The organism is Streptomyces sp. NPDC090088 (assembly GCF_044747345.1).
Taxonomy (GTDB): Bacteria; Actinomycetota; Actinomycetes; order Streptomycetales; family Streptomycetaceae; genus Streptomyces.
The window spans coordinates 744,469-768,282 of the sequence record NZ_JBIVDZ010000001.1 but is presented as its reverse complement, the minus strand read 5'-3'; the positions used below and the strand labels follow the sequence as shown (position 1 = coordinate 768,282).

The 23,814-nt window shown below is 72.5% G+C and carries 20 protein-coding genes; 8 read left to right on the top strand and 12 right to left on the bottom strand.

All coding sequences use genetic code 11. The annotated features are described in order from the left end of the window. Nucleotides 1-30 precede the first annotated feature (30 nt). The 3 genes from ACIPSJ_RS03495 to leuA all read right to left on the bottom strand — a co-directional run bounded on the left by ACIPSJ_RS03495 (nt 31) and on the right by leuA (nt 6,848). A complete protein-coding gene (locus tag ACIPSJ_RS03495) occupies nt 31-3,984 on the bottom strand; it encodes a tetratricopeptide repeat protein (RefSeq protein WP_401343066.1) in 3,954 nt (1,317 codons plus the stop codon). A gap of 261 nt (nt 3,985-4,245) precedes the next feature. Next, nucleotides 4,246-4,941, bottom strand: a complete 696-nt coding sequence (locus ACIPSJ_RS03490) for a TerB family tellurite resistance protein (RefSeq protein WP_359218208.1) — start codon at nt 4,939-4,941, stop codon at nt 4,246-4,248. 185 nt (nt 4,942-5,126) lie between these two features. After that, complete coding sequence (gene leuA / locus ACIPSJ_RS03485) at nt 5,127-6,848, bottom strand: 2-isopropylmalate synthase (protein WP_359218206.1); 1,722 nt, start codon at nt 6,846-6,848, stop codon at nt 5,127-5,129. A 320-nt stretch (nt 6,849-7,168) separates the two neighbouring features. On the opposite strand from leuA, the gene ACIPSJ_RS03480 reads away from it, so the two are divergent. From ACIPSJ_RS03480 to ACIPSJ_RS03465, 4 genes are read left to right on the top strand one after another with little or no spacing between them, the layout of a single operon-like run. Further along, on the top strand, nt 7,169-8,254 hold the full coding sequence (locus ACIPSJ_RS03480) for a M4 family metallopeptidase (protein ID WP_401343065.1): 1,086 nt from the start codon (nt 7,169-7,171) through the stop codon (nt 8,252-8,254). Between the two features lie 21 nt (nt 8,255-8,275). Continuing rightward, nucleotides 8,276-8,542, top strand: a complete 267-nt coding sequence (locus tag ACIPSJ_RS03475; RefSeq protein WP_359218201.1) for a protealysin inhibitor emfourin — start codon at nt 8,276-8,278, stop codon at nt 8,540-8,542. Between the two features lie 58 nt (nt 8,543-8,600). Continuing rightward, nucleotides 8,601-9,935: a GH1 family beta-glucosidase gene (locus ACIPSJ_RS03470; protein ID WP_359218199.1), complete on the top strand. Its 1,335-nt coding sequence runs from the start codon at nt 8,601-8,603 to the stop codon at nt 9,933-9,935. After that, entirely contained in the window at nt 9,932-11,197 is a 1,266-nt protein-coding gene (locus tag ACIPSJ_RS03465; protein ID WP_401343063.1) for an MFS transporter, read from the top strand. Before ACIPSJ_RS03470 ends, ACIPSJ_RS03465 begins: the two co-directional genes overlap by 4 nt. Before the next feature lie 8 nt (nt 11,198-11,205). On the opposite strand, the gene ACIPSJ_RS03460 is transcribed toward ACIPSJ_RS03465, so the two are convergent. Further along, entirely contained in the window at nt 11,206-12,111 is a 906-nt protein-coding gene (locus tag ACIPSJ_RS03460; protein ID WP_401343061.1) for an NAD-dependent epimerase/dehydratase family protein, read from the bottom strand. 122 nt (nt 12,112-12,233) lie between these two features. On the opposite strand from ACIPSJ_RS03460, the gene ACIPSJ_RS03455 reads away from it, so the two are divergent. Then, nucleotides 12,234-13,082 (top strand): helix-turn-helix transcriptional regulator, encoded by an 849-nt coding sequence (locus tag ACIPSJ_RS03455; protein ID WP_401343059.1) that lies wholly within the window; start codon nt 12,234-12,236, stop codon nt 13,080-13,082. Between the two features lie 14 nt (nt 13,083-13,096). Here the strand turns inward: ACIPSJ_RS03455 and era are convergent, their stop codons facing one another. Further along, nucleotides 13,097-14,065 carry a GTPase Era gene (gene era, locus ACIPSJ_RS03450; protein ID WP_359218191.1) on the bottom strand — a complete coding sequence of 323 codons (969 nt, stop codon included), beginning with the start codon at nt 14,063-14,065 and terminating at the stop codon, nt 13,097-13,099. A gap of 144 nt (nt 14,066-14,209) precedes the next feature. On the opposite strand from era, the gene ACIPSJ_RS03445 reads away from it, so the two are divergent. Further along, the gene (locus tag ACIPSJ_RS03445; protein ID WP_365682735.1) at nt 14,210-15,520 is read left to right on the top strand and encodes an ammonium transporter; all 1,311 of its coding nucleotides are present in this window, start codon (nt 14,210-14,212) and stop codon (nt 15,518-15,520) included. Beyond that, nucleotides 15,517-15,855, top strand: a complete 339-nt coding sequence (locus ACIPSJ_RS03440) for a P-II family nitrogen regulator (protein ID WP_359218188.1) — start codon at nt 15,517-15,519, stop codon at nt 15,853-15,855. The genes ACIPSJ_RS03445 and ACIPSJ_RS03440 overlap by 4 nt, the downstream gene beginning before the upstream one ends. Here ACIPSJ_RS03440 and ACIPSJ_RS03435 read toward each other — a convergent pair. The 5 genes from ACIPSJ_RS03435 to ACIPSJ_RS03415 all read right to left on the bottom strand — a co-directional run bounded on the left by ACIPSJ_RS03435 (nt 15,749) and on the right by ACIPSJ_RS03415 (nt 20,627). Then, nucleotides 15,749-16,825: a WxL protein peptidoglycan domain-containing protein gene (locus ACIPSJ_RS03435; protein ID WP_401343056.1), complete on the bottom strand. Its 1,077-nt coding sequence runs from the start codon at nt 16,823-16,825 to the stop codon at nt 15,749-15,751. The genes ACIPSJ_RS03440 and ACIPSJ_RS03435 overlap by 107 nt on opposite strands. An 83-nt stretch (nt 16,826-16,908) precedes the next feature. Then, nucleotides 16,909-18,243 (bottom strand): beta-xylosidase, encoded by a 1,335-nt coding sequence (locus tag ACIPSJ_RS03430; protein WP_401343054.1) that lies wholly within the window; start codon nt 18,241-18,243, stop codon nt 16,909-16,911. Between the two features lie 158 nt (nt 18,244-18,401). Next, a complete protein-coding gene (locus ACIPSJ_RS03425) occupies nt 18,402-18,869 on the bottom strand; it encodes a hypothetical protein (protein ID WP_359218182.1) in 468 nt (155 codons plus the stop codon). Nucleotides 18,870-19,360: 491 nt separating this feature from the next. Beyond that, nucleotides 19,361-19,711 (bottom strand): cytidine deaminase, encoded by a 351-nt coding sequence (locus ACIPSJ_RS03420; protein WP_359224519.1) that lies wholly within the window; start codon nt 19,709-19,711, stop codon nt 19,361-19,363. A gap of 37 nt (nt 19,712-19,748) precedes the next feature. Then, nucleotides 19,749-20,627, bottom strand: a complete 879-nt coding sequence (locus ACIPSJ_RS03415; RefSeq protein ID WP_359224517.1) for a helix-turn-helix transcriptional regulator — start codon at nt 20,625-20,627, stop codon at nt 19,749-19,751. A gap of 94 nt (nt 20,628-20,721) precedes the next feature. On the opposite strand from ACIPSJ_RS03415, the gene ACIPSJ_RS03410 reads away from it, so the two are divergent. Continuing rightward, nucleotides 20,722-22,146: an MFS transporter gene (locus ACIPSJ_RS03410; protein WP_401343053.1), complete on the top strand. Its 1,425-nt coding sequence runs from the start codon at nt 20,722-20,724 to the stop codon at nt 22,144-22,146. Here ACIPSJ_RS03410 and ACIPSJ_RS03405 read toward each other — a convergent pair. Both ACIPSJ_RS03405 and ACIPSJ_RS03400 read right to left on the bottom strand, forming a co-directional pair. Continuing rightward, entirely contained in the window at nt 22,143-22,502 is a 360-nt protein-coding gene (locus ACIPSJ_RS03405) for an MmcQ/YjbR family DNA-binding protein (protein WP_359224512.1), read from the bottom strand. The two genes, ACIPSJ_RS03410 and ACIPSJ_RS03405, sit on opposite strands and share 4 nt — an antisense overlap. Continuing rightward, complete coding sequence (locus ACIPSJ_RS03400; RefSeq protein ID WP_359224510.1) at nt 22,499-23,800, bottom strand: hemolysin family protein; 1,302 nt, start codon at nt 23,798-23,800, stop codon at nt 22,499-22,501. Before ACIPSJ_RS03400 ends, ACIPSJ_RS03405 begins: the two co-directional genes overlap by 4 nt. Nucleotides 23,801-23,814 lie beyond the last annotated feature (14 nt).

Here is a 23,814-nt window from a genome sequence, read left to right as displayed (position 1 = left end):
GTCACGGCGGTTGCAAAACCCGACGGAGTGTCAGGACCGGAGGCGGAACGCGGCGCGCAGACCGCGCCAGTGACCGGTCACCAGGCAGAGCGGGCGGTAGTAGCGCAGGAACACGCGGACCTGGACGCTGTCGGCACCGTAACGGCGGACGGTGTCGTCCCGCACGGCGTCGAAGAGGAACGCCGCGCGGCGCGGGTGCAGGGCCCACACTGTGGCGCGGGCCGCGTTGCCGCGGGCCCGGGCGGTCATCGGATGGTCGGGGCCCTGGATCCGGGCGCGGTCGGCGGCGAGCGCGGTGTACCCGGCCAGCGAGGCGCGCACCCGCAGCGTGCGGCGGTCGACGAAGGCGACGAGCCGGCGGGCCTCCAGCGTCCAGGGATGCTCGGGACCGTACAGCTGTTCGTAGGAGGCGAGCCGGGTCCGCGCGGCCTCCCGGGCCCGGCGCCAGCGGCCCGAGACCCGCAGCGCGTGGCTCCACCAGTCCTGCTGCGCCAGGGTCATCGTGTGGTGCGGACCGAAGTGGGCCGTCAGGTCGTCGAGAAGCCGTTTCTGCAGGACGGCGTTGCGGTGCACCAGGCCGACCGAGCTGTAGCCGGAGCCCAGCCTGCGGCAGGCGACGACCGTGCTCGGATTCCAGGGGCCGGACCGGGCCTGCCAGGCCCGCAGCACCCGCCCGCGCAGCCGCAGGGCCTTCAGCCGCCGCTGCGCGGTACGCAGGTCGTCGGCGATGTCGTCGAGCGCGCCGATGGTGAGGGGGTGCTCGTCGCCCAGCGCACCGCGCAGCCACGTGTGCAGCTCCCGGTTGAGTCTGCGGGCCGCGCCGCGCCTCCGGTTGCGCCGCAGAGCCTGGACCAGGTCCTGACGGGTGAACACGGTGAGCAGACTGTCGGCCCCGTAGTACCGCTCGTGGTCGGCGACGCTCCGTTCGGCCAGCGTGAGCTGTTCCCGGTACCGGCCGGCCCAGTCACAGGCCGAGGCCGTCCGGCGGCGGGCCAGCAGGGTGGCCGGATGGTCCTCGCCCCAGCGCCGGGCGATGTCCTCGGCGACCCGGCGCTGGACGGCCAGGGCCGCCTCGTACTGCTGGCCGTGCTGGAGCGTGCCGACCAGGTCGGCGCGGGCCCACACCACGTTGATGTGGTCCTCCCCGTACAGCCGGGCGTTCTCGGCGACGGCCCGCTCCCGAAGCTCCCGCGCCTCCTGGTACCGGCCCGTGGTGAGCAGCAGGCCGGCCAGCCGGCTCCGGGCCGAGAACACCTTCGGGTGACCCGGGGGCAGCGTGCTCTCGGCGTCCCGCAACGTGTCGCGCAGCAGTTCCTCCGCCTCCGCGTGCCGTGCGGCCGCGGTGAGGGCGTCACCGAGGGCCAGCCGGACCTGGACGGTCTGCGGATCGCGCGGTCCGCACAGCCGCTCGTGGTCAGCGAGCAGTGCGCGGGCGCCGTCCACCGCCTCCTCGCGGCGCCCGTGCCGCACGCACAAGGAGACGTGGTAGCTGCGCACGTCCAGGGTGGCCGGGTCCTCCGCGCCGAGGATCCGCTCGTGGTCCGCGAGCAGGGCCTGGCTCTCCTCGTAGGCCTCCCGGTGGCGGACCGACTGGTCGAGGGACCAGACGAGTTGGCGGCGGGCCCGCAGGACGCTGCCGTGCTCGGGGCCGAGCAAGGCGGTCTCCTCGGCCACCAGCCGCCGGAACAGGTCGGTGGCCTCCTGGTCCCGGTCGGCCATCTGGAGGCAGTAGGCGAGGGTGTCGCGGACCACGAGAGTCTCGACGGCCGACGGTCCGAACGCCTCCTCGGCGTCGGCGACGGCCTCCTCGGCCAGGGCGAGGGCCTCGGCGTACAGCTGGGCGTCCGCGCAGCAGCGGGCCAGGCGGTTGCGGGCGAACAACGTCTCCCAGGAGCCGGGGCCGTGGGCGAGCCGGCACTCCTCCACGTACCGGCGCAGCAGGAGGACGCCCTCCTCCGCCTCGTCGACCGCCTGGTAGGCGTCGGCGAGGCCGACGAGCGAGTCCGGGCCCGCCGCCGTCGGCCCGGCCGCGCCGAGCACGTCCGAGCGCAGCCGTGCCACGGCGCTCACCGCCTCCTGGCGCCGCCCCGCCGTCGCGTAGGCGTTCGCGAGTTCGTCCAGCGCCTCGCGCGCCTCGCGGTGATCGGATCCGTGCGTGCGCCGCGCGGCACGCTCCAGTTCCTCGAACATGGGGACGGCGAGCTCGAACCGTCCGCCGTCCAGGTAGGCACCGGCGAGGTCCCGGCGGGCCTGTTCGAGTTCGGGGTCGTCGGGGGCGAGGGCGCGCCCGGCGAGTTCCAGCCGCCGGACGTAGGCCGTGACCGCCTGCTCGCTGCGCCGGGCGGTGCTGTACAGGTCGCCCTCCAGCTCCAGGGCGAGCCGCAGCGCGGGGGCGTCCTCGTCCAGGGCCGCCTCGCAGTCGGCCCGGGTCCGCACGGCCAGGGCCAGCGCCCTCGTGGTCGCGCCGACGTGCCGCAGATGACCGTAGGCCGCCCAGCGCCGCAGCAGTACCAGATCGGTCCACAGGTCCGGGCCCGGTTCGACGGGGGCATGGCTCGCGACCGACCAGAGCGCGTCGATCTGGTCGACGAGCTGGCCGGCGAACTCCCTCCGCTCCCAGGCCTCGTGGACGGGCACCCGGACCTCGCCCAGGTACCGGGCGACATCGGCCACGACGGACCCGAGGGCCGCGCCCGCGCGTTCGCGCACCACCCGCTGGACCAGCCGGTGCACGCTCGGGGCGTCCGTGCCGGTGTTCGTGGCGAGCGAGGCCTGGAAGAGGGCGCCGAGGGCGTCCGTGACGGCGGTGGGGTCGTCGACGCCCGCCTCGCGGGCCGCCCCGTGCAGCAGTTCCCGGGGCACGCCGGCCGGGGACAGCACCGAGAGGATCTCCAGCACCGTCCGTACGACGCCGGCCGGGCCCGCCTGCTCGGCCTGTTCGAGCGAGATCAGCACCGCCTCGGCCAGCCGGTGCGCGTAGCGCTCCCCCGGCACCTTCTCCAGCGCCGAGTCCAGCGGATAGGCGCGCAGCCGGTCCAGGTAGGGCCGGTAGCCCGTGTCCCGGGACCGGATGACGTGCGCGGCCTGGGCGAGCGCCAGCGGCAGCCGGCCCAGCTCCGCGGCGAGTTCGGCCGCCCCGTCCTCGTCCACGCCGACCCGTTCCCGCAGGAAGGCCAGCGCTTCCTCCTCGCTGAAGACGGTGACGTCGACCCGGGCGGCGGCCAGGTACTCGAAGGCCCGGGAGGTGGCCGTGACCACCACCTGGGCGTGCCCGGAGGTGGGCAGCCAGCGCAGCACCTCGTCGGGGTCGGTGGCGTTGTCCAGCACCAGCAGGCACCGGTGGCCGGGATGGCGGCCGATCCAGTCGAGGGCCGCCCGGGCCGCGGGCACCGCGTCGTCCCCCGCCTCCCGCACCCCGAGCTGGTCGGCGAGGTCGGCGAGGCCCGAGGCCAGCTGCCCGCTGTTCTCCGCGGTGATCCAGGCGACCACGGGCCACCCGTCCTCGATACGACGCCGGGCGTAGGCCGCCGCGAGCTGGGTCTTGCCGACGCCCCGGGCACCGGTCACCGCGTGGACCACGGCGAGTTCGTGCCGTTCGGCGGCACCGGCGAGTTCGGCGAGCAGATCGCGGCGCGGCTGGAAGCCGACCGGTTCCCGGGGCAGGTCCCCCATCCGGATGAGGAGGGGAGCCGGTTCGGGCGGCGGTGCGGAGCCGGACACGGTGACGGTGGCATGCGGCAGTTCCAGGCGTACGGCGTCCGGCGGCGGGCCCGCCCCGGGCCGGGCGGCACGCGGGGCCCACCACGCGCCCCAGGTGCCGCCGACCGTCGCGGCGACGGTCGCCGCGGCCACCCCCACGGCGACCCGGCCGTCGTCGGACCGCGGCAGCAGCGGCACGTCCGCCGCGTAGAACAACAGGAAGACGGCCGTGAACGCGATCACGTTCAGAGCCACCACCAGCATCCAGCGCATGCCCGGTCTCATGCGCTCCCCCTCGTCCCCCGACGCCCGTCGAGGACGTTCGCACGCGTTCCCCGGGTCCCCTGCGGGTCCGGCGAAGTCCTCCGGTACGCAAGGAAGTTCCCCGCCCGGCCGGACGGGACACCCGGCCGCGCCGGAAATCCACCGCGGCCCGGAGGACGGAAGACGCGCCCGCGGAGAACGCCGGAGCCTCACGGGGAGAACGCCGGGCCCAGGGAGCCGAGAGCCGATCGCGCGGAGCGCCGGAGACGGGGCGGGTGACGCTCAGGACGGTGTGCGGGCCGCTGCCAGGAGGCGGGTGACGTCGTGGGCGCAGATGGTGAGGGCCGCGCCGACCGTGCCGAGGACCTCGCGTTCGGCGGTGGTGTAGGGGCCGTCGGCGAGGGCGATGCGGGCGGCCTGGAGGAGGAGGGACTCGCGGCCGCCGGGGGCGAGATGCGGGGCGAGGGGGTCGAGGGCCTCGTGCAGTTCTATCGCGAGGCTCGCGCCGCCGGGCTGCTCGAACACCCGGCCGGTGTCCGCGGCGAGGGCGTCGACCAGCGCGCCCAGCCGGTCCTCGGTGGCGTCCTCGAAACCGGCCGCTCGGACCGTGGCCGCGGCCGCCTCCAGGGCCGTACGGGAACAGGTGCCGCCGGCGGCGAGGACGGCGAGGGCGACGGTGTGCACGGCGTCGCGGAGCATCGCCGAGAAGCGGGTGGTGGTGGGGTGGTCGAGGACGTCGGTGCCGTAGTGGTGGCGGCAGGCGGCGCACTCCACGACCGGTCCGGTGGTGCCGCGCGGCAGCACGGGCACGCCGAGCAGGGTGAACCGGCGGCGGCCGGTGAGGCGCTGGTAGTTGCGGTCGCCTCCGCAGCCGGGGCAGAAGAACTGGCCGTCGCCGACGGGTGTCCACGCGGTGCGGGTGCCCAGAATGCGGGCAGGCCTGACGGTTCGGCCGTCTCGTCCCCGTACTGGCAGCACGTCGCACCTCCGTAACGCCGTGGCAACATCGCCACCGCTGGCGTGATGTTAGCCACATGGAGGAGGTGGAGTCAGTACCCCGTACGAGACCTTTCCGTGACCTCCACGGCCGGATGGCCGAGAAGCAGCGGGGCCCTGATCGCCGTAACAGGTGATCAGGGCCCCGAAACCGCCGGTCAGAGGGGTTATCGCGTCGCGCGGTTGACGGCGGAGACGACCGCCTTCAGCGACGCACGCGTCGTGTTCGCGTCGATGCCGATACCCCAGAGGATCTTGCCGTCGATCGCGCATTCGATGTAGGAGGCGGCCTGCGCGGAGGCGCCCTCGCTCATCGTGTGCTCCTGGTAGTCCAGGAGACGTACGTCGATGCCCAGGCCCTGCAGCGCGTCGAAGAACGCGGAGATCGGGCCGTTGCCGGAGCCGGTCAGGACGGTGTCCTCGCCGTCGACGGTCGCCTCGACGGTGAGGGTGTCGGTGCCGTCGGTGTCGGTGGTCGACTGGCCGGTGCGGACCTGGATACGGCCCCAGGGGTTCTCCGGGTTCGGCAGGTACTCGTCCTGGAAGACCGCCCAGATGTCGGCGCCGGTGACCTCGCCGCCCTCGGCGTCCGTCTTGGCCTGGATCAGCTTCGAGAACTCGATCTGCATCCGGCGCGGCAGGTCCAGCTTGTGGTCGTTCTTCAGGACGTAGGCGATACCGCCCTTGCCGGACTGCGAGTTGACCCGGATGACCGCCTCGTAGGAGCGGCCGACGTCCTTGGGGTCGATCGGCAGGTACGGGACCGCCCACTCGATGTCGTCGACGGTGACGCCCTTCGCGGCCGCGTCGGCCTCCATGGCGTCGAAGCCCTTCTTGATGGCGTCCTGGTGGGAGCCGGAGAAGGACGTGTAGACCAGGTCGCCCACGTACGGGTGGCGCGGGTGGACCTCCATCTGGTTGCAGTACTCCCACGTACGACGGATCTCGTCGATGTCGGAGAAGTCGATCTGCGGGTCGACGCCCTGCGAGAACAGGTTCATGCCCAGGGTGACCAGGTCGACGTTGCCGGTGCGCTCGCCCTGCCCGAACAGGCAGCCCTCGACGCGGTCGGCGCCGGCCATCAGCGCCAGCTCGGCGGCGGCCACGGCGGTGCCGCGGTCGTTGTGCGGGTGGACGGAGATGACGACGTGCTCGCGGCGGGAGATGTTGCGGCTCATCCACTCGAAGCGGTCCGCGTGCGTGGACGGGGTCGAACGCTCCACCGTGGCGGGCAGGTTGAGGATGATCTCGCGGCCCGGGCCGGGCTGGTAGACGTCCATCACCGCCTCGCAGACCTCCAGCGCGAAGTCCAGCTCGGTGTCGGTGAAGATCTCCGGGCTGTACTGGTAGCCGAACTCGGTCTCGGGGCCCAGCAGTTTCTCGGCGTACTCCATCACCAGGCGGGTGCCGTCGACGGCGATCTGCTTGATGTCGTCCTTGGAGCCGCGGAAGACGACCCGGCGGAAGACCGGGGCGGTGGCGTTGTACAGGTGGACGGTGGCCCGCCTGGCACCCTTCAGCGACTCCACGGTCCGCTCGATCAGGTCCTCGCGGGCCTGGGTCAGTACGGAGATCGTGACGTCGTCGGGGATCGCGCCCTCTTCCTCGATGATCGAGCGCACGAAGTCGAAGTCGGTCTGGCCGGAGGCCGGGAAGCCGACCTCGATCTCCTTGTAGCCCATCTTGACCAGCTGGTCGAACATCCGGCGCTTGCGCTCGGGCGACATCGGGTCGATCAGGGCCTGGTTGCCGTCGCGCAGGTCGGTGGAGAGCCAGCGGGGGGCGACGGTGATCCGGTTGTCCGGCCAGGTGCGGTCCGGGATGTCGACCTGGTCGTAGCGGCCGTACTTGTGGATCGGCATGCTGCTGGGCTGCTGGCGGTTCGCCATGATTGCGGGGCTCCTAGTGGGTGTCCGGAAGGACGGCCGACGACGCAACGCGAAGCTCCGCGGGGAGGGAGTCGACCTGGACTACAGGCCCTCGCCGCGGCAGCTAAGAAGAAGCAGCCCGAAACGCATGATGCTCCGCATGCTAGCCGAGCCCCTTCGGACGCGGGGCGCCGTATCAGTATGCGGGACCAGGGGGAGGAACAGGACAAAACGTGCGCCATACCACTCCCCCTCACGGAGCGTGGTCAATTGTCACGGTATTTCACCAATCATGGTTGCGGGTAGTGACAGCCACGTGACGCAGTGCGAGGGTGCCGTGCATGACGACCCACGGGGGCTCCGAGCCCGTCATCCGCCGCACGCCCGTCTTCTGCGGGATCGTGCCGCCGCACATCCTCGACCAGCTCGCCCAGCACGAGGACGGCACGCTCGCCGACTCCGCGCTGCGCACCCTGCAGCACGACTCCGCGGCCCGTACCCGGCGCCGCGTGACCGCCGTGCGCACCCTCGGCGCGATCGCCGCCCCGGCGGGCCCCGACGCCACCCCGCGCCGCACGATCTACGACGCGCAGCACGGCACCGACCTGCCCGGCACCAAGGTCCGCGAGGAGAGCTCCGAGCCCGGCCAGGACGCCACCGTCAACCGCGCCTACGCCGGCCTCGGCGCCACCTTCGAGCTGTACCTGAAGGCGTACGAACGCGACTCCATCGACGGCAACGGGCTCGCGCTCGACGCGACCGTGCACTACGACCGCGACTACGACAACGCCTTCTGGAACGGCGAGCAGATGGTGTTCGGCGACGGCGACGGCGTGATCTTCACCGACTTCACCAGCTCCGTCGACGTCATCGGCCACGAGCTCACCCACGGCGTCACCCAGTACACCGCCAACCTGGAGTACTACGGCCAGTCCGGCGCCCTCAACGAGTCGGTCTCCGACGTCTTCGGCTCCCTCATCAAGCAGTACTCCCTCGGCCAGAGCACCGACCAGGCCGACTGGCTGATCGGCGAGGGCCTGCTCGCCCCCGGCGTGCACGGCGTGGCGCTGCGCTCCATGAAGGCCCCGGGCACCGCGTACGACGACCCCCGCCTCGGCAAGGACCCGCAGCCCGCGACCATGGCGGAGTACGTGAGGACCAGCCGGGACAACGGCGGGGTGCACATCAACTCCGGCATCCCCAACCACGCCTTCTACCTGCTCGCCACCGCCCTCGGCGGCAACGCCTGGGAGCGGGCCGGGCAGATCTGGTACGACGTCCTCACCGGCGGCGAGCTGGCCTCGGACGCCCGGTTCACGGACTTCGCCAAGCTCACGGTGACCGCCGCCAAGGCCCGCTACAAGGAGGGCGAGGAGACCGAGGCGGTCCTCAAGGCCTGGGCCCAGGTGGGGGTGCAGACCGGCTGAGTACGTACTACACAGGGACCCATGCGTATTCAGGTGAGGCGTACGGGCGGGTTCGCGGGCATCGAGCGCCGGGCCGAGGTGGACACCTCGGGCCGGCCCGACGCCCACGAGTGGCAGACCCTGGCCGAGCGCGCGCTCGCGGCCGGCCGGGGCGCTCCGCCGCCCGGGGTGCCGGACGGGTTCGCCTACGAGATCACGGTGGACGGACGGACGGTGTACGCGGCCGATCCCCGGCTGACCGACGAGCAACGCGAACTGATCTCCCGGGTGTTGAAAGAGGGCGCGTAACGGGTAGTTCCCGTCCGGGCGTTGACTTACGTAACCGGGGGTAAGGATGATCCCGGCCATGCTGAGTGACTCGGTCAATCCGATGCCCCCCTTCCCGCGGTTCCCGGACGGCTTCCTCTGGGGTGTCTCGACCTCGGCCCATCAGATCGAGGGCGCGGCCGACGAGCGCGAGCCGTCCGTCTGGGACGCGTTCGAGGCGGAACCGGGCCGGATCAAGGACGGTTCCACGGCGGCGGTGGCCTGCGACCACGTCCACCGCCACCGCGAGGACACGGCCCTGCTGGCCGGCCTCGGCGTGGACGCGTACCGCTTCTCGATCTCCTGGCCGAGGGTCCGCTCGACGGGCGGCCTGGACTTCTACGACCGTCTCGTGGACGACCTGTGCGCGGCGGGCGTACGCCCGGTCCCCACCCTCTTCCACTGGGACCTGCCGTCGGCCCTCCAGGAGGCGGGGGGCTGGCTGGAGCGGGACACCGCGAACCGCTTCGCCGAGCACGTCGCCACGGTCGTGGACCGGCTCGGCGACCGCGTCAAGAAGTGGATCACCCTCAACGAGCCCGCCGAACACACCCTGTTCGGCCACGCCCTGGGCGCCCACGCCCCCGGCAAGCAGCTGATGTTCGACGCGCTCCCGGTCGCCCACCACCAGCTCCTCGCCCACGGCCTGGCCGTTCAGGCGCTGCGCGCAGCCGGCGCCGGCGACATCGGCATCGCCAACTCCCACGGCCCGACCTGGCCGGCCTCCCAGGAGCCGGCGGACCTGGAGGCGGCCGCCTTCTACGACCTCCTCCTCAACCGCCTGTTCGCCGAGCCGGTCCTGCTCGGCGCGTACCCGGACGGCATGGGCGACCTGATGCCGGGCGACGTCGCCGCCGACCTGAAGGTGATCTCCGAACCGCTCGACTGGTACGGGATCAACTACTACGCCCCGACCAGGGTGGGCGCCCCGCAGGGCACCGAGATCGAGTTCGGCGGGCTCACCCTCCCCGCCGAACTCCCCTTCTCCGTCCAGGACATCGAGGACGTCCCGGTGACGGACTTCGGCTGGCCGGTGGTCCCGGAGGGCCTCACCGAACTCCTCACCGGCTTCCGCGACCGCTACGGCGACCGGCTGCCGCCCGTCGTCATCACCGAGAACGGCTGCTCCTACGAGGGCCTCGACGACCAGGCCCGCATCGCCTACCTGGACGGCCACATCCGGGCGCTGCACCAGGCGGCCGAGGCCGGCGTGGACGTGCGCGGGTACTTCGTCTGGTCCCTCCTCGACAACTTCGAGTGGGCGGAGGGCTACGAGCGCCGCTTCGGCCTGGTGCACGTCGACTACGCCACCCAGACGCGGACACCGAAGGCGTCGTACCACTGGTTCCGGGACGTGCTGAGGGCGCAGAGATGACGACGACACGTGAGCCGGCCGGGGAGCCGGCCGCCCTGGCGGAACCGGCCGAGAAGGTCGGCCGGGGCTGGACGTCGGCCCTCTCCCTCGCCAACGGGGCGATCTGGGTGGGCTGGTACGGCCCGCTGCAGATCCTGCTGGCCTCCCAGGCCAAGGACTTCGCGCCCGGCTCCGGGATGTCGAAGGAGACGATGCTGGCGTGGGTGACCGGGGTCGGCGCGGTGGTGTCGCTGGCGGCGAACCCGGTCTTCGGCGCGCTGTCGGACCGTACGACGTCCCGCTGGGGCCGCCGCACCCCGTGGATCGTCGCCGGCACGGCGGGCGGGGCCCTGTCCCTGCTGCTGCTCGCGGGCGCCGGCGGGATGTGGACGATGATGCTGGGCTGGGCCCTGGTCCAGCTGACGCTGAACGCGGCCTTCGCGGCGGTGACGGCGGCGGTGCCGGACCGGGTGCCGAGGCTCCAGCGGGGTGCGGTGGGCGGCTGGCTGGGGGCCGCGCAGATCCTCGGCGTGGTCGGCGGCACGGGCCTGGCGACGGCCGCCGGGGGCGTCGGGGCGGGCTATGTGGCCTGCGCGGTGTTCACGGCGCTGGGCGTGCTGCCGTACGTACTCCGCCACCCGGACCTGCGGCTGGCGCCCGCGGACCGGCCCGCGTGGTCCTGGCGGGGTTTCCTGGCCGGTTTCTGGCTGAGCCCGCGCCGCCATCCGGACCTGGGCTGGGCGTGGCTGACCCGCTTCCTGATCAACCTCAGCAACGCGCTGGTCCTGCTGTACCTCCTCTACTACCTCCGCGACCGCCTGCACCACCACGACCCCGAGCAGGGCGTGCTGATCCTGACCGCCGTAAACGGGCTGACGCTGATGGCGACGGTCGTGGTCGGCGGGGTCTGGTCGGACCGGCTGGGCCGCCGCAAGCCCTTCGTGGTCTGGTCGGGGATGCTGATGGCGGCGGCGACGGCGCTGCTCGCGGCCTGGCAGACCTGGCCCGGGGCGATCGTCGCGGCGGCCTTCCTCGGCATCGGCTTCGGGGTGTTCACCTCGGTCGACTTCGCGCTGATGACGGACGTCCTGCCGAAGGCCCTGGACCGGGGCAAGGACCTCGGCGTCATCAACGTCGCCAACGCCCTGCCGCAGGTCGCGGCCCCCGCCCTCGCCGCGCCGATCGTCACGTATCTCGGCGGCTACCGGGTCCTCTACCTGGTGGCGGCGGTGATCGGGCTGGCGGGGGCGGGGCTCGTGGGCCGGATACGGGGGGTCGACTAGGGCCCGCTCTAGAGGGCGCCGGCGTCCCGGGCGGTCCAGACGCTGGGGTGGATCGGCCGGAAGCCGAGGTCCCGGCGGATCTTCCGGTTCGACATGATCCCGAACCAGGGGTCGCGGTCGCCGCGCTCGCTCAGGCCGGCCGGCACCTCGACACCGTTGAGCTGGTACAGCTCGACCGTCGTGACGGGGGCGTCGTCGGCGATGTTGTAGACCGGGCCGTTCACGGCCGGGGCGTACAGCAGCCGCAGCAGCCCCTGTCCGACGTCCGCGTGGTGGGCCATCTGGAGGCGCTGGGCGGGGGCCCAGTTCACGGCCCAGCGCAGGGAGTCGGCGAGGTGGGGGTCCCCCTCGCCGTAGACGAAGGGCAGCCGCCCGATCCGGACCTCCATGCCGTCCGCCAGCGCGAGCAGCTCCCGCTCGGCGGCCGCCTTGGACTCCGCGTAGGCGCCCCACATCTCGCCGCCGGGCCGGCTCTCGTCGTCCTCGACGAGCGGGCGGCCGCGTCCGGTGCCGTACACGTTCCCGGTGCTGACCTGCACGAACCGTCGTACGCCGGCACCGAGCGCGGCCCGGCCGAGCGCGACGGCCGCGTCCCGGTTGACGGCCCAGGCCTCCTCGTCGGGCACCCCGCGGAAGGAGGCGGCGACGTTCACCACGGCGTCCGTCCCGGCGACGGCCTTGCCGAGCGCCTCCTCGTCCCGCAGGTCCCCGACGACGACCTCGGCGCCCAGCTCCGCGAACGGCTCCCCCCGGGCCGCGTCCCGCACCAGCACGCGTACCCTCCCCCGCGCTCGGCTTCGCTCGCGCGGGGGGACCCCCATCCCCGCCTGGGCCCCCATCCGGGCCTCGGCCAGCAGCCGGGGCACGAAGCGCCGCCCGACCTGGCCGGTGGCACCGGTGACAAGAGTGATCATGACCGTCTCCTTCGCTCTGGTGCCCCCACCCTCGCCGTCCCGCGGCGGCACCGGGAGAGACCTTCCGATCAGGGGATCGACGGTCCCTGGATAAGGCGGGCGGGCGGCGCCACCCTGGAGACATGGACCGCCCCGAACTCGCCGACTTCCTGCGCCGCGCCCGTACCCGCCTGGACCCCTCCGACGTGGGCCTGGCACCCGGCGTCCGGCGGCGCACACCGGGGCTGCGGCGCGAGGAGGTGGCGTCGCTGGCCGGCATGTCGGCCGACTACTACACGCGCCTCGAACAGTCCCGGGGCCCGCGCCCGTCCCGCCAGATGCTGACGGCGCTGGCCCGCGCCCTGCGCCTGACCGAGGACGAACGGGACCACCTGTTCCACCTGACCGGCGAGGAGCCCCCGCGCCGGGAGACCGCGAGCACCCACGTCCGCCCCGGCCTTCTCCTGGTCCTGGACCGGCTGCACGACACCCCGGCGCTGGTGTCCACGGACTGCGGCGAGATCCTGGCCCAGAACGCGCTGTCCCGGGCGCTCAGCGGCGATGTGCTGGCCCGCCCGCCGCGCGAGCGCAACCTGCTGCGCCGCTACTTCCTGGACCCGTCAGCCCGCGACCTGTTCCCGCCGGAGGACCGCCCGGCGCGGGCCCGCGAACACGTGGCGAACCTCCGCGCGGTGGCCGCGTCCCGCCCCGCCGACCCGGCCCCCGCCGCCCTGGTCGCCGAACTCCTGGCCGGCAGCGAGGAGTTCGCCCGCCTCTGGGCCGACCACGAGGTGGCCGTACGCCGAGCCGCCACCAAACGCTTCCGCCACCCCACCGTCGGCCTCCTCGAACTCGACTGCGAGGTCCTCCTCAACGCCGACACCCACCAGCAACTCGTCGTCCACACGGCCCGCCCGGGCACGGAGTCCTACGAACGCCTGCAACTGCTGCGCGTGGTGGGCCTCCAGGACATGGCACCGACCCGGACCTGACCCCGGGGCCGGCCTCAGAACCCCAGTCGGCGCAGCTGCTTCGGGTCCCGCTGCCAGTCCTTGGCGACCTTCACGTGCAGGTCGAGGAAGACCGGGGTTCCCAGCAGTGCCTCGATCTGCTTGCGGCTCTTGATGCCGACCTCCTTCAGGCGCGTGCCCTTGGGGCCGATGACGATGCCCTTCTGGCTGGGGCGCTCGATGTACAGGTTGGCGTGGATGTCCAGGAGGGGCTTGTCGGCGGGGCGGTCCTCGCGGGGGAGCATCTCCTCGACGACGACGGCGATGGAGTGCGGGAGCTCGTCGCGGACGCCTTCGAGGGCCGCCTCGCGGATCAGTTCCGCGATCATGACCTGCTCGGGCTCGTCGGTGAGGTCGCCCTCGGGGTAGAGGGCGGGGCCCTCGGGGAGGAGCGGGACGAGCAGGTCGGCGAGCAGGCTCACCTGCTTGTCGCCGACCGCCGACACCGGCACGATCTCCGCCCACTCGAAGCCCAGCTCCTTGCCGAGCTGGTCGATCGCGATCAGCTGCTCGGCGAGGGTCTTGGAGTCGACGAGGTCGGTCTTGGTGACGACGGCGACCTTGGGGGTCTTCCTGATCCCCGCGAGTTCCTTGGCGATGAACCGGTCGCCGGGACCGATCCTCTCGTTCGCCGGCAGGCAGAAGCCGATCACGTCGACCTCGGCCCAGGTGGTGCGGACCACGTCGTTGAGGCGCTCGCCGAGGAGCGTGCGCGGTTTATGCAGGCCGGGGGTGTCCACGAGGATCAGCTGGGCGTCCTCCCGGTGCACGATGCCGCGCACGGTGTGCCGCGTGGTCTGCGGCTGGTTCGCGGTGATCGCCACCTTCTGCCCGACCAGAGCGTTCGTGAGGGTGGACTTGCCCGCGTTGGGACGCCCGACGAAACAGGCGAAGCCCGCCCGGTGGACGGCCTCCGACGATTCCGACGGCTCGGTTGACTGGCTGCGAACGCTCATGGCCCCCATTCTCCCTGATCCACGACACCCCGCCGCACCGTGAGATTTCGGTAACCCCACGGCAACGAAACGTCACGGAAACACAGCCGTACGCGACCGGAAACGGGAACCGGTGACCCTCTGACGAGCCCCCGCCCAGGTTGGAGACGCCCCGTGTACCTCGCCGCCGCGCACGCCGACACCGGTGACACCGCCTGGCTGCTCGCCGCCACCGCCCTGGTCCTGCTGATGACACCGGGCCTGGCCCTGTTCTACGGCGGCATGGTCCGCACGAAGAGCGTCCTCAACATGCTGATGATGAGCTTCGTGTCGATCGCGCTGGTCACGGTGGTGTGGCTGGCGGGCGGCTACTCGCTGGCGTTCGGACCGGACGCGGCGGCCGGGCTGATCGGCGGCCTCGAACACGCCGGGATGAGCGGGCTCGGTCCGGACAGCGTCCAGGGCACCGTGCCCACCCTGCTCTTCGCCACCTTCCAGCTCACCTTCGCGATCGTCACGGCCGCGCTGATCAGCGGCGCGATCGCGGACCGGGCGAAATTCGGGGCCTGGCTGGTGTTCGTCCCGGTCTGGGCGCTGCTCGTATACGTTCCGGTGGCGCACTGGGTGTGGGGCCCCGGTGGCTGGATCGCGCACCACCTCGGGGCGCTGGACTTCGCGGGCGGTCTGCCGGTCGAGATCACCTCGGGGGCGTCCGGTCTTGCGCTGTGCCTGGTCCTCGGCCCCCGGCTCGGCTTCAAGAAGGACGCGATGCGCCCGCACAACCTCCCCATGGTCGTCCTGGGCGCCGGTCTGCTCTGGTTCGGCTGGTTCGGCTTCAACGCGGGCAGCGCGCTCGGCGCGAACGGCCTCGCGGCCGCCGCCTTCCTCAACACCCTGGCCGCCGGCTGCACCGGCCTGCTCGGTTGGCTCTTCGTCGAGCAGAAGCGCGACGGCCACCCGACGACCCTGGGCGCCGCGTCGGGCGCGGTCGCGGGCCTGGTGGCCATCACCCCGTCCTGCGGCTCGGTCTCACTCCTCGGCTCCCTCGTCGTCGGCCTCGCGGCGGGCGTGGTCTGCTCGTACGCCGTGAGCTGGAAGTTCCGGTTCGACTACGACGACTCGCTGGACGTCGTCGGCGTCCACCTGGTCGGCGGAGTCATCGGCACCCTGCTCATCGGCCTGTTCGCGGAGAAGGCGATGACCGGGGGCGCCGAGGGCCTCTTCTACGGCGGCGGGCTCGCCCAGCTCGGCAAGCAGGCGGTGGCGGTCGTGGTCGTGGCCGCGTACGCCTTCACCGTGACGTACGGCATCGGCAGGCTGCTCGACAAGGTCATGGGCTTCCGGGCGGACGAGGACCAGGAGCACACCGGGCTGGACCTTACGGTGCACGCCGAGACGGCTTACGATCACGGGGTCCTGGGCCACGGCGCCCCGGTCGGCCACTCCGTCCTCCCCACCGCCCAGAAGGTCACCACCCAGCCATGAAGCTCGTCACCGCGATCGTCAAGCCCTACCGCCTCGACGCGGTGAAGACCGCCCTCCAGGAACTCGGCGTGCACGGCCTGACCGTGACCGAGGCCAGCGGGTACGGCCGGCAGCGCGGCCACACCGAGGTGTACCGGGGCGCCGAGTACCAGGTCGACCTGGTCCCCAAGGTCCGGATCGAGGTCGTCGTCGACGACGCCGACTCCGAGCCGGTGATCGAGGCGATCGTCAGGGCCGCGCAGACGGGGAAGATCGGGGACGGGAAGGTGTGGGCACTGCCGGTGGAGACGGTCGTACGGGTGCGGACGGGCGAGCGCGGCCCCGACGCCCTCTGAGACGCTTCAGCAGAGGCGTCCCCGAGCCCCGGCGGGTCCTGGCGATCAGCACGCCGCCCGCCACCCCGGCGACGAAGGCCAGCGCCACCACCAGCCACGGCAGCGCGAGGAACGAGGCGCTCGCCGACTCCTTGGTGCCGGTCGCGCTGGCCGTCAGCGTCACGTTCCCCCAGTCGAACTGGGGCGCGTCCCGCCAGGGCGCGGTGAGCCGGACCCGCTCCCCCGGCAGCAGCTCGGAGGGGACGCCGGTGAGGTCGCGGCTGAGCAGCGTCCGGCCGAACAGGCCCTGCGCGCGCAGCCGTACCTTCGGGTCCAGGGTGACGTTCCCGGTGTTGTGCAGGGTGTAGGAGATCGTCGCCGTGCTGTCGCCGAGGCCGGGGACGAGCGGCTGGTGATGGGTGAGGTGCACGTTCTCGACGGCGAGGGCCGGCAGTGTCGGCCCGCTCACCCGCAGATAGACCCGGGCGCCGACGGCCCGCTGCACCCCGAGCGCCAGGGAGCCCGACCCGGGGTCGACGCGCTCGTCCAGCGCCACGATCGCGCCGGGATGGTCACCGGGCTCGGCCCCCTGGGGCACCCGCAGGGTGAAGGGCACCGTCACCGTCTTGTGCGGCGCCACCGTGACCCGCGCCTTCGTGAGCTTCGCCCAGGCCCCCACGCCCCGCATCCGCTCCTTCACGGTCCGGACGGCGAAGCCACCGTCGCGCGCGGTGTTGTAGGCGTCGGCCGCGTACAGCCGGAAGGTCAGCGGTTTCCCGGTCTTGTTGGCGACGGCCACCTTGTCGGTGATCGTCTGCCCGGGGTCGAGGGAGAGGTAGAAGTACGGCCGCGCCGCGATCTTGGAGGCGACCGGGTACACGGACCAGCTGCCGTTGTCGGCGGCGCGCGCGGGGCCCGCCGTGAGGAAGACGCCCGGGAGCAGGGTCAGGAACAGACTCAGGAGGAGGACGTACGGCTTGGCGCGACGCATGGGTGCGGACCCCCGGTCGGAAGCGGTCGGGTGACGGCCGGGCCCCCGTCTCCGGGAGCCCGGCCGCCACGCGGGGAGTTGGCTCAGGTGAGCGTCAGGGTCAGGACTCCGGAGTACGACCCCGGAGGCGTGAACGCCGGTACGTCCAGGGAGAGTCCGGCGTCGACCGTGAACTGACCGCCGGTGAGCGTGGAGTCCGGCGTCGACGCGAGGGTCGCTCCGGAACCGCCGACGGCGCCCGCCGAACCGGCCGCACAGGTGCTGGGGCTGCCGGTCTTGGTCGCGCAGGCGGGGGTCCAGCTGAGCTTGCCCGCGTCGATCTTGGCGCCCGGACCGGTGAAGTCGGTGACCTTGCCGGTGAGCGACCAGCCGGCCGGCCCGCCGCGGAAGTCCTTGACGGTCACGGTCTGCAACGCGCCCGTCGAGGCCCCGCCCTGACCGAAGTCGACCGCCGACAGCGCGACGGAGTCCCCGGCCTGGGACATGGACAGGGTGCCCGCCTTGACCGTGGTCGTCAGCTTCTGACTCCCGTCCGGCACAGGCGTCGTGTCGTTCACGACGTAGGCGGCAGGACCGGCCCCCGCGGTGTCGCTCCACGCGCTCCCCTCGTACGCCACGATCCCGGTCGTCGTCTTGTCGTTGACGACGATCGGCGCGCTGAAGGAACCGTCGGAGCCCGCGGTCGCCGTGGCCGTGTCCGCGGTCTGGCTGCTGCCCGACCGTCCGGCCAGCGTCACGGTCGCGCCCGGCGTGAAGTTCTGCCCGCTGACGGTCACGCTGTCACCGGGGTTGCCGGAGGCCTTGTCCAGGCTGATGGCCCGGTTGTTGACCGGGGTGGTCGAGGTCGCCGTGACGGTCTCCGACACCGGGGCGGGCGGGTTGGTGACCGTGCACGGGGTGTCCAGCTCCAGGATGTAGCTGGTGTGGATGTTGTAGTCACTGGGCGAGAGCGTGATGGCGCCCGCCGAGGTGACGGTGAACGTCCCGGTCATGGAGAACGACGGGAAGGTCCCGTACCCCGGCACCGGATCGTTCTTCTTCGGCCCGGTCACCGTCACGTCACCGGTCTGCGCGCCGCCCAACGTCACCTTCCCGGTCGGCGTCATGATGTCGGCCGGCAGGGCGAGTGCGGTGGGGTTGTTGGCGGCGGGCGTGACCACGGTGTAGGTCACGGTGACCGTGTCGCCGACCTTCGGGCTGGTGTTGTCCACCGAGATGTTGGCGGTGGTGGTGCCGTCGATCGGCGGGAGGCCCGCGACGGCGGGCGGGATGCAGTGCGTGGCGAAGTCGACGTTCGTGCCGGTGGCACCGGCCGGACAGGCCAGCGCACCGCCCGCCGTGACCGCGAGCGCGGTCGCCCCGAACAGTGAGATCCAGCGCCACCGTCGGGATCTTCGTGATCCTGGGGGTGAACCCATCTTGGCCCCCTCCTGAGGGTTGCGGGCGCAGCGGCTCCTCTGCGCCGACAGGGGGCCATTGATGTGGAGGCCGCGTGAGAAGTCAATGGAGATGCCGCAGAAACCTGACGGTTCATCAGCTTCTGCGGCATCCGGAACGAACCCGTCAGCCGGCCCGGTCAGAAGACGAAGGGTCCGGGCGACTGGGCGGCGCTGGACGTACAGGTGACGGTGATGCCGAAGATGACCATCTTCAGCGAGCCGCCGTAGAAGTCGAGACTGTCGCCGGAGGCCACGGTGCCGGGGAGCGGGCCGACGGTGACGGCGCTGCCGGCGGCCATGGCCGGGTTCACGGTGCCGCTGAAGGTCCGGGTGGCACCGGTGGAGTTGGCCATGGTCAGCGTGGAGGCGATGGAGTTCGCCGACAGGGCGAGCGGGGTGGTGATCGCGGTGGAGGTGAGCGTGAGGGTCGCGCTCGTGCCGCTCTGGGTCGCGGTGAGCGTGGCCGCGCCGCCGCCGAAGATGCCGCAGCTGGCGGTGACGGTCGCGGTGGTCGGAGTGACGGCGGCTGCCGTGGGCGCGAAGGCCAGCGCCGTGGCGGCGAGGGCCCCCGCCGCGAGTGCCGCACCGGTGGCGATTCGTTTCATGGGGATCGGTCTCCCTTCCCGTTACGTGGGAATGCCATGTGGGGATGACGGCCCCGGTCCGGGTGGATGCGGGCACACCGCGGGGCACTGGAACCGACGCACCATCAGAATCTGACGGCCCGTCGGATTGCACGTTCCCATTGATGCGTCAGAGACACAGACCGACAAGGTTGAATTCCGGCCTACCTTCCTCCGGGGGTTGGCCGAAGGGCGCGCGTCGGACCGGTGGGGTGGTTGCGGTATCGGCGCGAGTGCAGGCGCGCGGGGGTTGCTCGCGCAGTTCCCCGCGCCCCTTAGGTGGGCTCAGTCAGCGCCCCTTCAGGGGCGCGGGGAACTGCGCGAGCAACCACGACGAGGCCGCACCCGCCTACGCACCCCCACCACCCCAGTCAACCAACCCCACCCCTCCCCCGACGGAGTCAACAAGTCCTCGCTTCTCGGCGGACCGAGTCGGGTGGGTGGGTGGGCCGGTGGGCCGGTGGGCAGAAAGGTCACGCGGAGACGGTGAGCCGAACCTCCCCGTCCGGCCCCGCCAGCAGCACCGGCGTCCCCGGCCCCCCAAGATCCCGCACGGCGGCCAAGTCGTCGGCGTCGACCTCCTCCGCCCCGCTCACGACCGCCGCCGCCTCCAGCGACTCCGCCCCCGACGCCACCGCCATCGCCACCGCCGTCCGCAGCGCGCTCAGCGCCAGCGAGGGCAGCTCCACGCTCCCCGCGACATACGTACGGCCGGTGGAGTCCCGTACGGCCGCCCCCTCGGGCACCCCGTTGCGGGCCCGGGCCGAACGGGCCAGGGTGACGATCTTGCGGTCCTCGGGATCAAGCGCGCTGCTGTCGGTCATGCCCCGAGCATACGAACAACCCGGCCCGCCCCCTCGTTCACCCCGCCACCGGGTACATCGCCCCGCGCCGCCCCTCCGGCGAGGCCAGCCACTCCAGCTTCGCCGCGGTCCCGGCCTCCTCCAGCGGCGTGTGCAGCACGATCGTCAGGTCCGGCCGGGCCGGCACCCTCATCGCCGTGGACTCCAGGCACAGCAGCCCCACCAGCGGATGCTCCAGCTCCTTGCGGATGAGCCCGGCGTCCTCGATGTCCCGCTCCGCCCACAGCTCCGCGAACTCCGCACTGGACTCCGTCAGTTGCGCCAGCAACGCCTGGAACCCCTCGTCGTCCGGCCGCGCCGCGCTCGCCGCCCGGAACTGCGCCACCACCGTCCGCGCGTTGCGGTCCCAGCTCGCCGACCGGGACCGGTACAGCGGGTCGGTGAAGAAGTCGACGAGACAGTTCTGTGTGATGTCCGGCCGCATGCCGAGCACGAACGCCGCCGCGTCGTTGTACATCACGCAGTTGTAGTAGATGTCCATGATGTGCGCCGGATACGGCATCCAGGTGTCGATCAGCCGCCGCAGCCCCGCGCCCATGTCCTGCCGCTCGGGCGCCGGCCGGGGCGCCGGAGGGTTCAGCCCGGCCAGCAGATACAGGTGCCGCCGCTCGGCGTCGCCCATCCGCAGCACCCGCGCCACCGCGTCCAGCACCTGCGGCGACACGGAGATGTCCCGCCCCTGCTCCAGCCACTGGTACCAGGAGGCACCCACCCCGGCGAGCACGGCGACCTCCTCCCGGCGCAGTCCCGGCGTGCGCCGCCGCGCCCCGCCGTCCGGGAGTCCGGCCTCGGCAGGCGAGACCCTGGCCCGCCGGCTCCTCAGGAACTCCCTCAGTTCGCGCCGCTGCTGGGCCCTCAGCGCATCCGCGACAGCCACGTACCGATCCCCCTCGTCGCCGTGTCTGGTGGTGCCACCACCACCATAAGTTCCGACTCCCCACGGCTATTCCGTCCGCCGGATGCTCGTTGCCATGGCGACCGACACGATCACCGAACCCACCACCCCTCTCACCCCGCCCGGCACCCCGCGGCTGTCGAGGCGCGACAAGCTCGTCCTCTTCGTCCTGTGCGCGGCCCAGTTCATGGTCGCCCTGGACTTCTCCGTCCTGAACGTGGCCCTGCCCGCCCTCGGCACCGACCTCGGCATGAGCCGCTCCGCCCTGCAGTGGGCGGTGACCGCGTTCGCGCTGCCGTCCGGCGGCTTCCTGCTGCTCTTCGGCCGGATCGGCGACCTCTACGGTCGCCGGAAGCTGTTCCTGAGCGGACTCGCCCTGTTCGGCGCGGCCTCGCTGCTGGCGACCCTGGCCTGGGACCCGGCGTCCTTCCTGACCGGCCGGGCGTTGCAGGGGCTCGGCGCGGCGGCGATCGTCCCGACCGGCATGTCCCTGCTGACCACCACCTTCCCGGAGGGCCCGGCCCGGGACCGCGCCCTCGGTATCTCGGGCACGCTGCTGTCGCTGGGCTTCACCGTCGGCATGGTGGCCGGCGGCCTCCTCACCGACGTCCTCGGCTGGCGCTCGACGATGGCCCTGCTGACGGCCTTCGCCCTGATCGTGCTGCCCCTCGCGCCCGGTCTGCTGCCCGAGTCCCGCACCCCCGACCGCCCGCGCCTGGACGTCCCCGGCGCGATCACGGTCACCACCGCCCTGCTCTCCCTGATCTACGCCCTCTCCACGGCCGCCGGGAACGGCTTCGCCCGCGCGGACGTCGTCGCCGCCCTCGTCGCGGGGGTGGTCCTGCTGGCCGCGTTCGTCGCGGTCGAGTCCCGTGCCGCCGCCCCGCTGGTCTCACTGCCGATGCTGCGCCGCTCGACCGTGGCCTGGGGCAATGTGGGCGGGCTGGTCACGTTCTCGATGATGTCGACGGTCGTCTTCGCGCTGACCCTGTACCTCCAGGAGGTCCTGCGGCTGTCGGCGTTCGAGACGGGCCTGGTCTTCGGTGTGCAGGGCGTGCTGTCGGCGGTCGCCGGCACCCTCGCCCCGAAGGTCATCGGCCGCTACGGCGCCCACCGCACCCTCGTCGGCTCACTGGCCGGCCAGGGCGCCCTGGTCGCGGCGCTGCTCCTGCTGAACGCCCACACCTGGTCGGTGTGGGTCGCCACGGCCGCCGTGTCCCTGGCCAGCATGTGCCACCTGGGCGCGATCATCTCGTACGGCCTGACGGTCACCGCGGGCGTCCCGGACGAGCAGCAGGGCCTGGCCACCGGTCTGGTGACCTCGACCCAGCAGGTGGGGCTCACGATCGGCATCCCGCTGCTGGGCGTCCTGGCCACCACCTCGCCCAGCCTGCTCACCGGCGTCCACACGGTCCTCGCCCTGGACGCGGCGATCGTGCTGGCGGCGGCCGTCCTGGTCGCGCTCGGCCTGCGCCGCGCCCGGCCCGGCGAGCGGGTCTAGGGCCGGTCCAGCCGCAGCCGCTCCGCCCTCGGCAGCCCGGCGACGACAAGGTCGTAGGAGTCCTCGACCAGCTCTCTCACGAGCCGGTCGGGGAGTTCGCCGTCCACGGTGACGGTGTTCCAGTGGCGCTTGTTCATGTGGTAGCCGGGGGTGATCAGGCCCTCGTGGTCGGCGCGGAGCCGGATCGCGTCCTCGGGATCGCACTTGAGGTTGACCTTGAGCGGCTTCGCGTCCATCCAGCTCAGCGCGAACATCTTGCCGAGCACCTTGAAGACGGAGATGTCCGGGTTGAAGGGGAAGTCCTCCTCGGCCGCGTTGAAGGAGAGGCAGAGGGCGCGCAGCTGGTCCGGGGTCACTCGGGGTCGTCCTCCGAGGCGTCGGGCACCGGCACCGGCTCCACCAGCACCGTCACGATCTTGTTCCGGCGGCCGGCGGCCGACTCGGCGGTGAGGGCCAGCCTGCGGCCGTCGGGGAGTTCGACCTGGGCGGAGGCACCGGCGATCGGGACCCGGCCGAGGGCCTTCGCGAGCAGCCCGCCGACGGTCTCCACGTCCTCGTCGTCGTACTCCTCCAGGCCGTACAGCTCGCCGAGATCGGTGATGTCGAGGCGGGCGGTGACCCGGTAGCGGTCGTCCCCGAGGTCGGTGACGGGCGGGAGTTCACGGTCGTACTCGTCGGTGATCTCGCCGACGATCTCCTCCAGGATGTCCTCGATGGTGACGATCCCGGCCGTGCCGCCGTACTCGTCGATGACGACGGCGACGTGGTTGCGTTCCTTCTGCATCTCGCGCAGCAGGTCGCCGGCGTTCTTGGTGTCGGGGACGAAGAACGCGGGCCGCATCGCGGTGGAGACCAGGTCGGCCTCGGCGTCCCGGCTGATGTGCGTCTTGCGGACCAGGTCCTTCAGGTACACGATCCCGACGATGTCGTCCTCGCTCTCCCCGGTGACGGGTATCCGCGAGAAACCGGACCTGAGCGCGAGGGTGAGGGCCTGCCGGATGGTCTTGTAGCGCTCGATGACGACGAGGTCGGTGCGCGGCACCATGACCTCCCGGACCAGCGTGTCGCTCAGCTCGAAGACGGAGTGCACCATGCGGCGCTCGTCGTCCTCGATCAGGGACTCCTGCTCGGCGAGGTCGACCAGGGCGCGCAGTTCGGCCTCGGAGGCGAACGGGCCGCGCCTGAAGCCCTTGCCGGGGGTGAGCGCGTTGCCGATGAGGATGAGGAGATAGGGGATCGGGCCCATGATCCGGGCCAGCGGCAGCAGCACGTACGCGGCGGCCGTGGCCGTGTTCAGCGGGTGCTGGCGGCCGATGGTGCGCGGGGAGACGCCGACGGCGACGTACGACACGAGCACCATCACGCCGATCGCGGCGAGCAGCGCCTGCCAGGTGCTGGGGATCTCCTGGAGGCACTCGTAGGTGACCAGGGCCGCGGCGGCCATCTCGCAGGCGACGCGGACCAGCAGCGCCACGTTGAGGTAGCGGGTCGGGTCGGCGGCGAGTTCGGCGAGCCGGGCGCTGCCGCGCCGCCCGGACTTCACCGCCTCCTCGGCGCGGAAACTGGAGACGCGGGCGATACCGGCCTCGGCGCAGGCGGCCAGCCAGGCGACGACGACCAGGGCGATCGCGCCGAGAACGATCTGCGGACTCATTCGAGGACGACCCG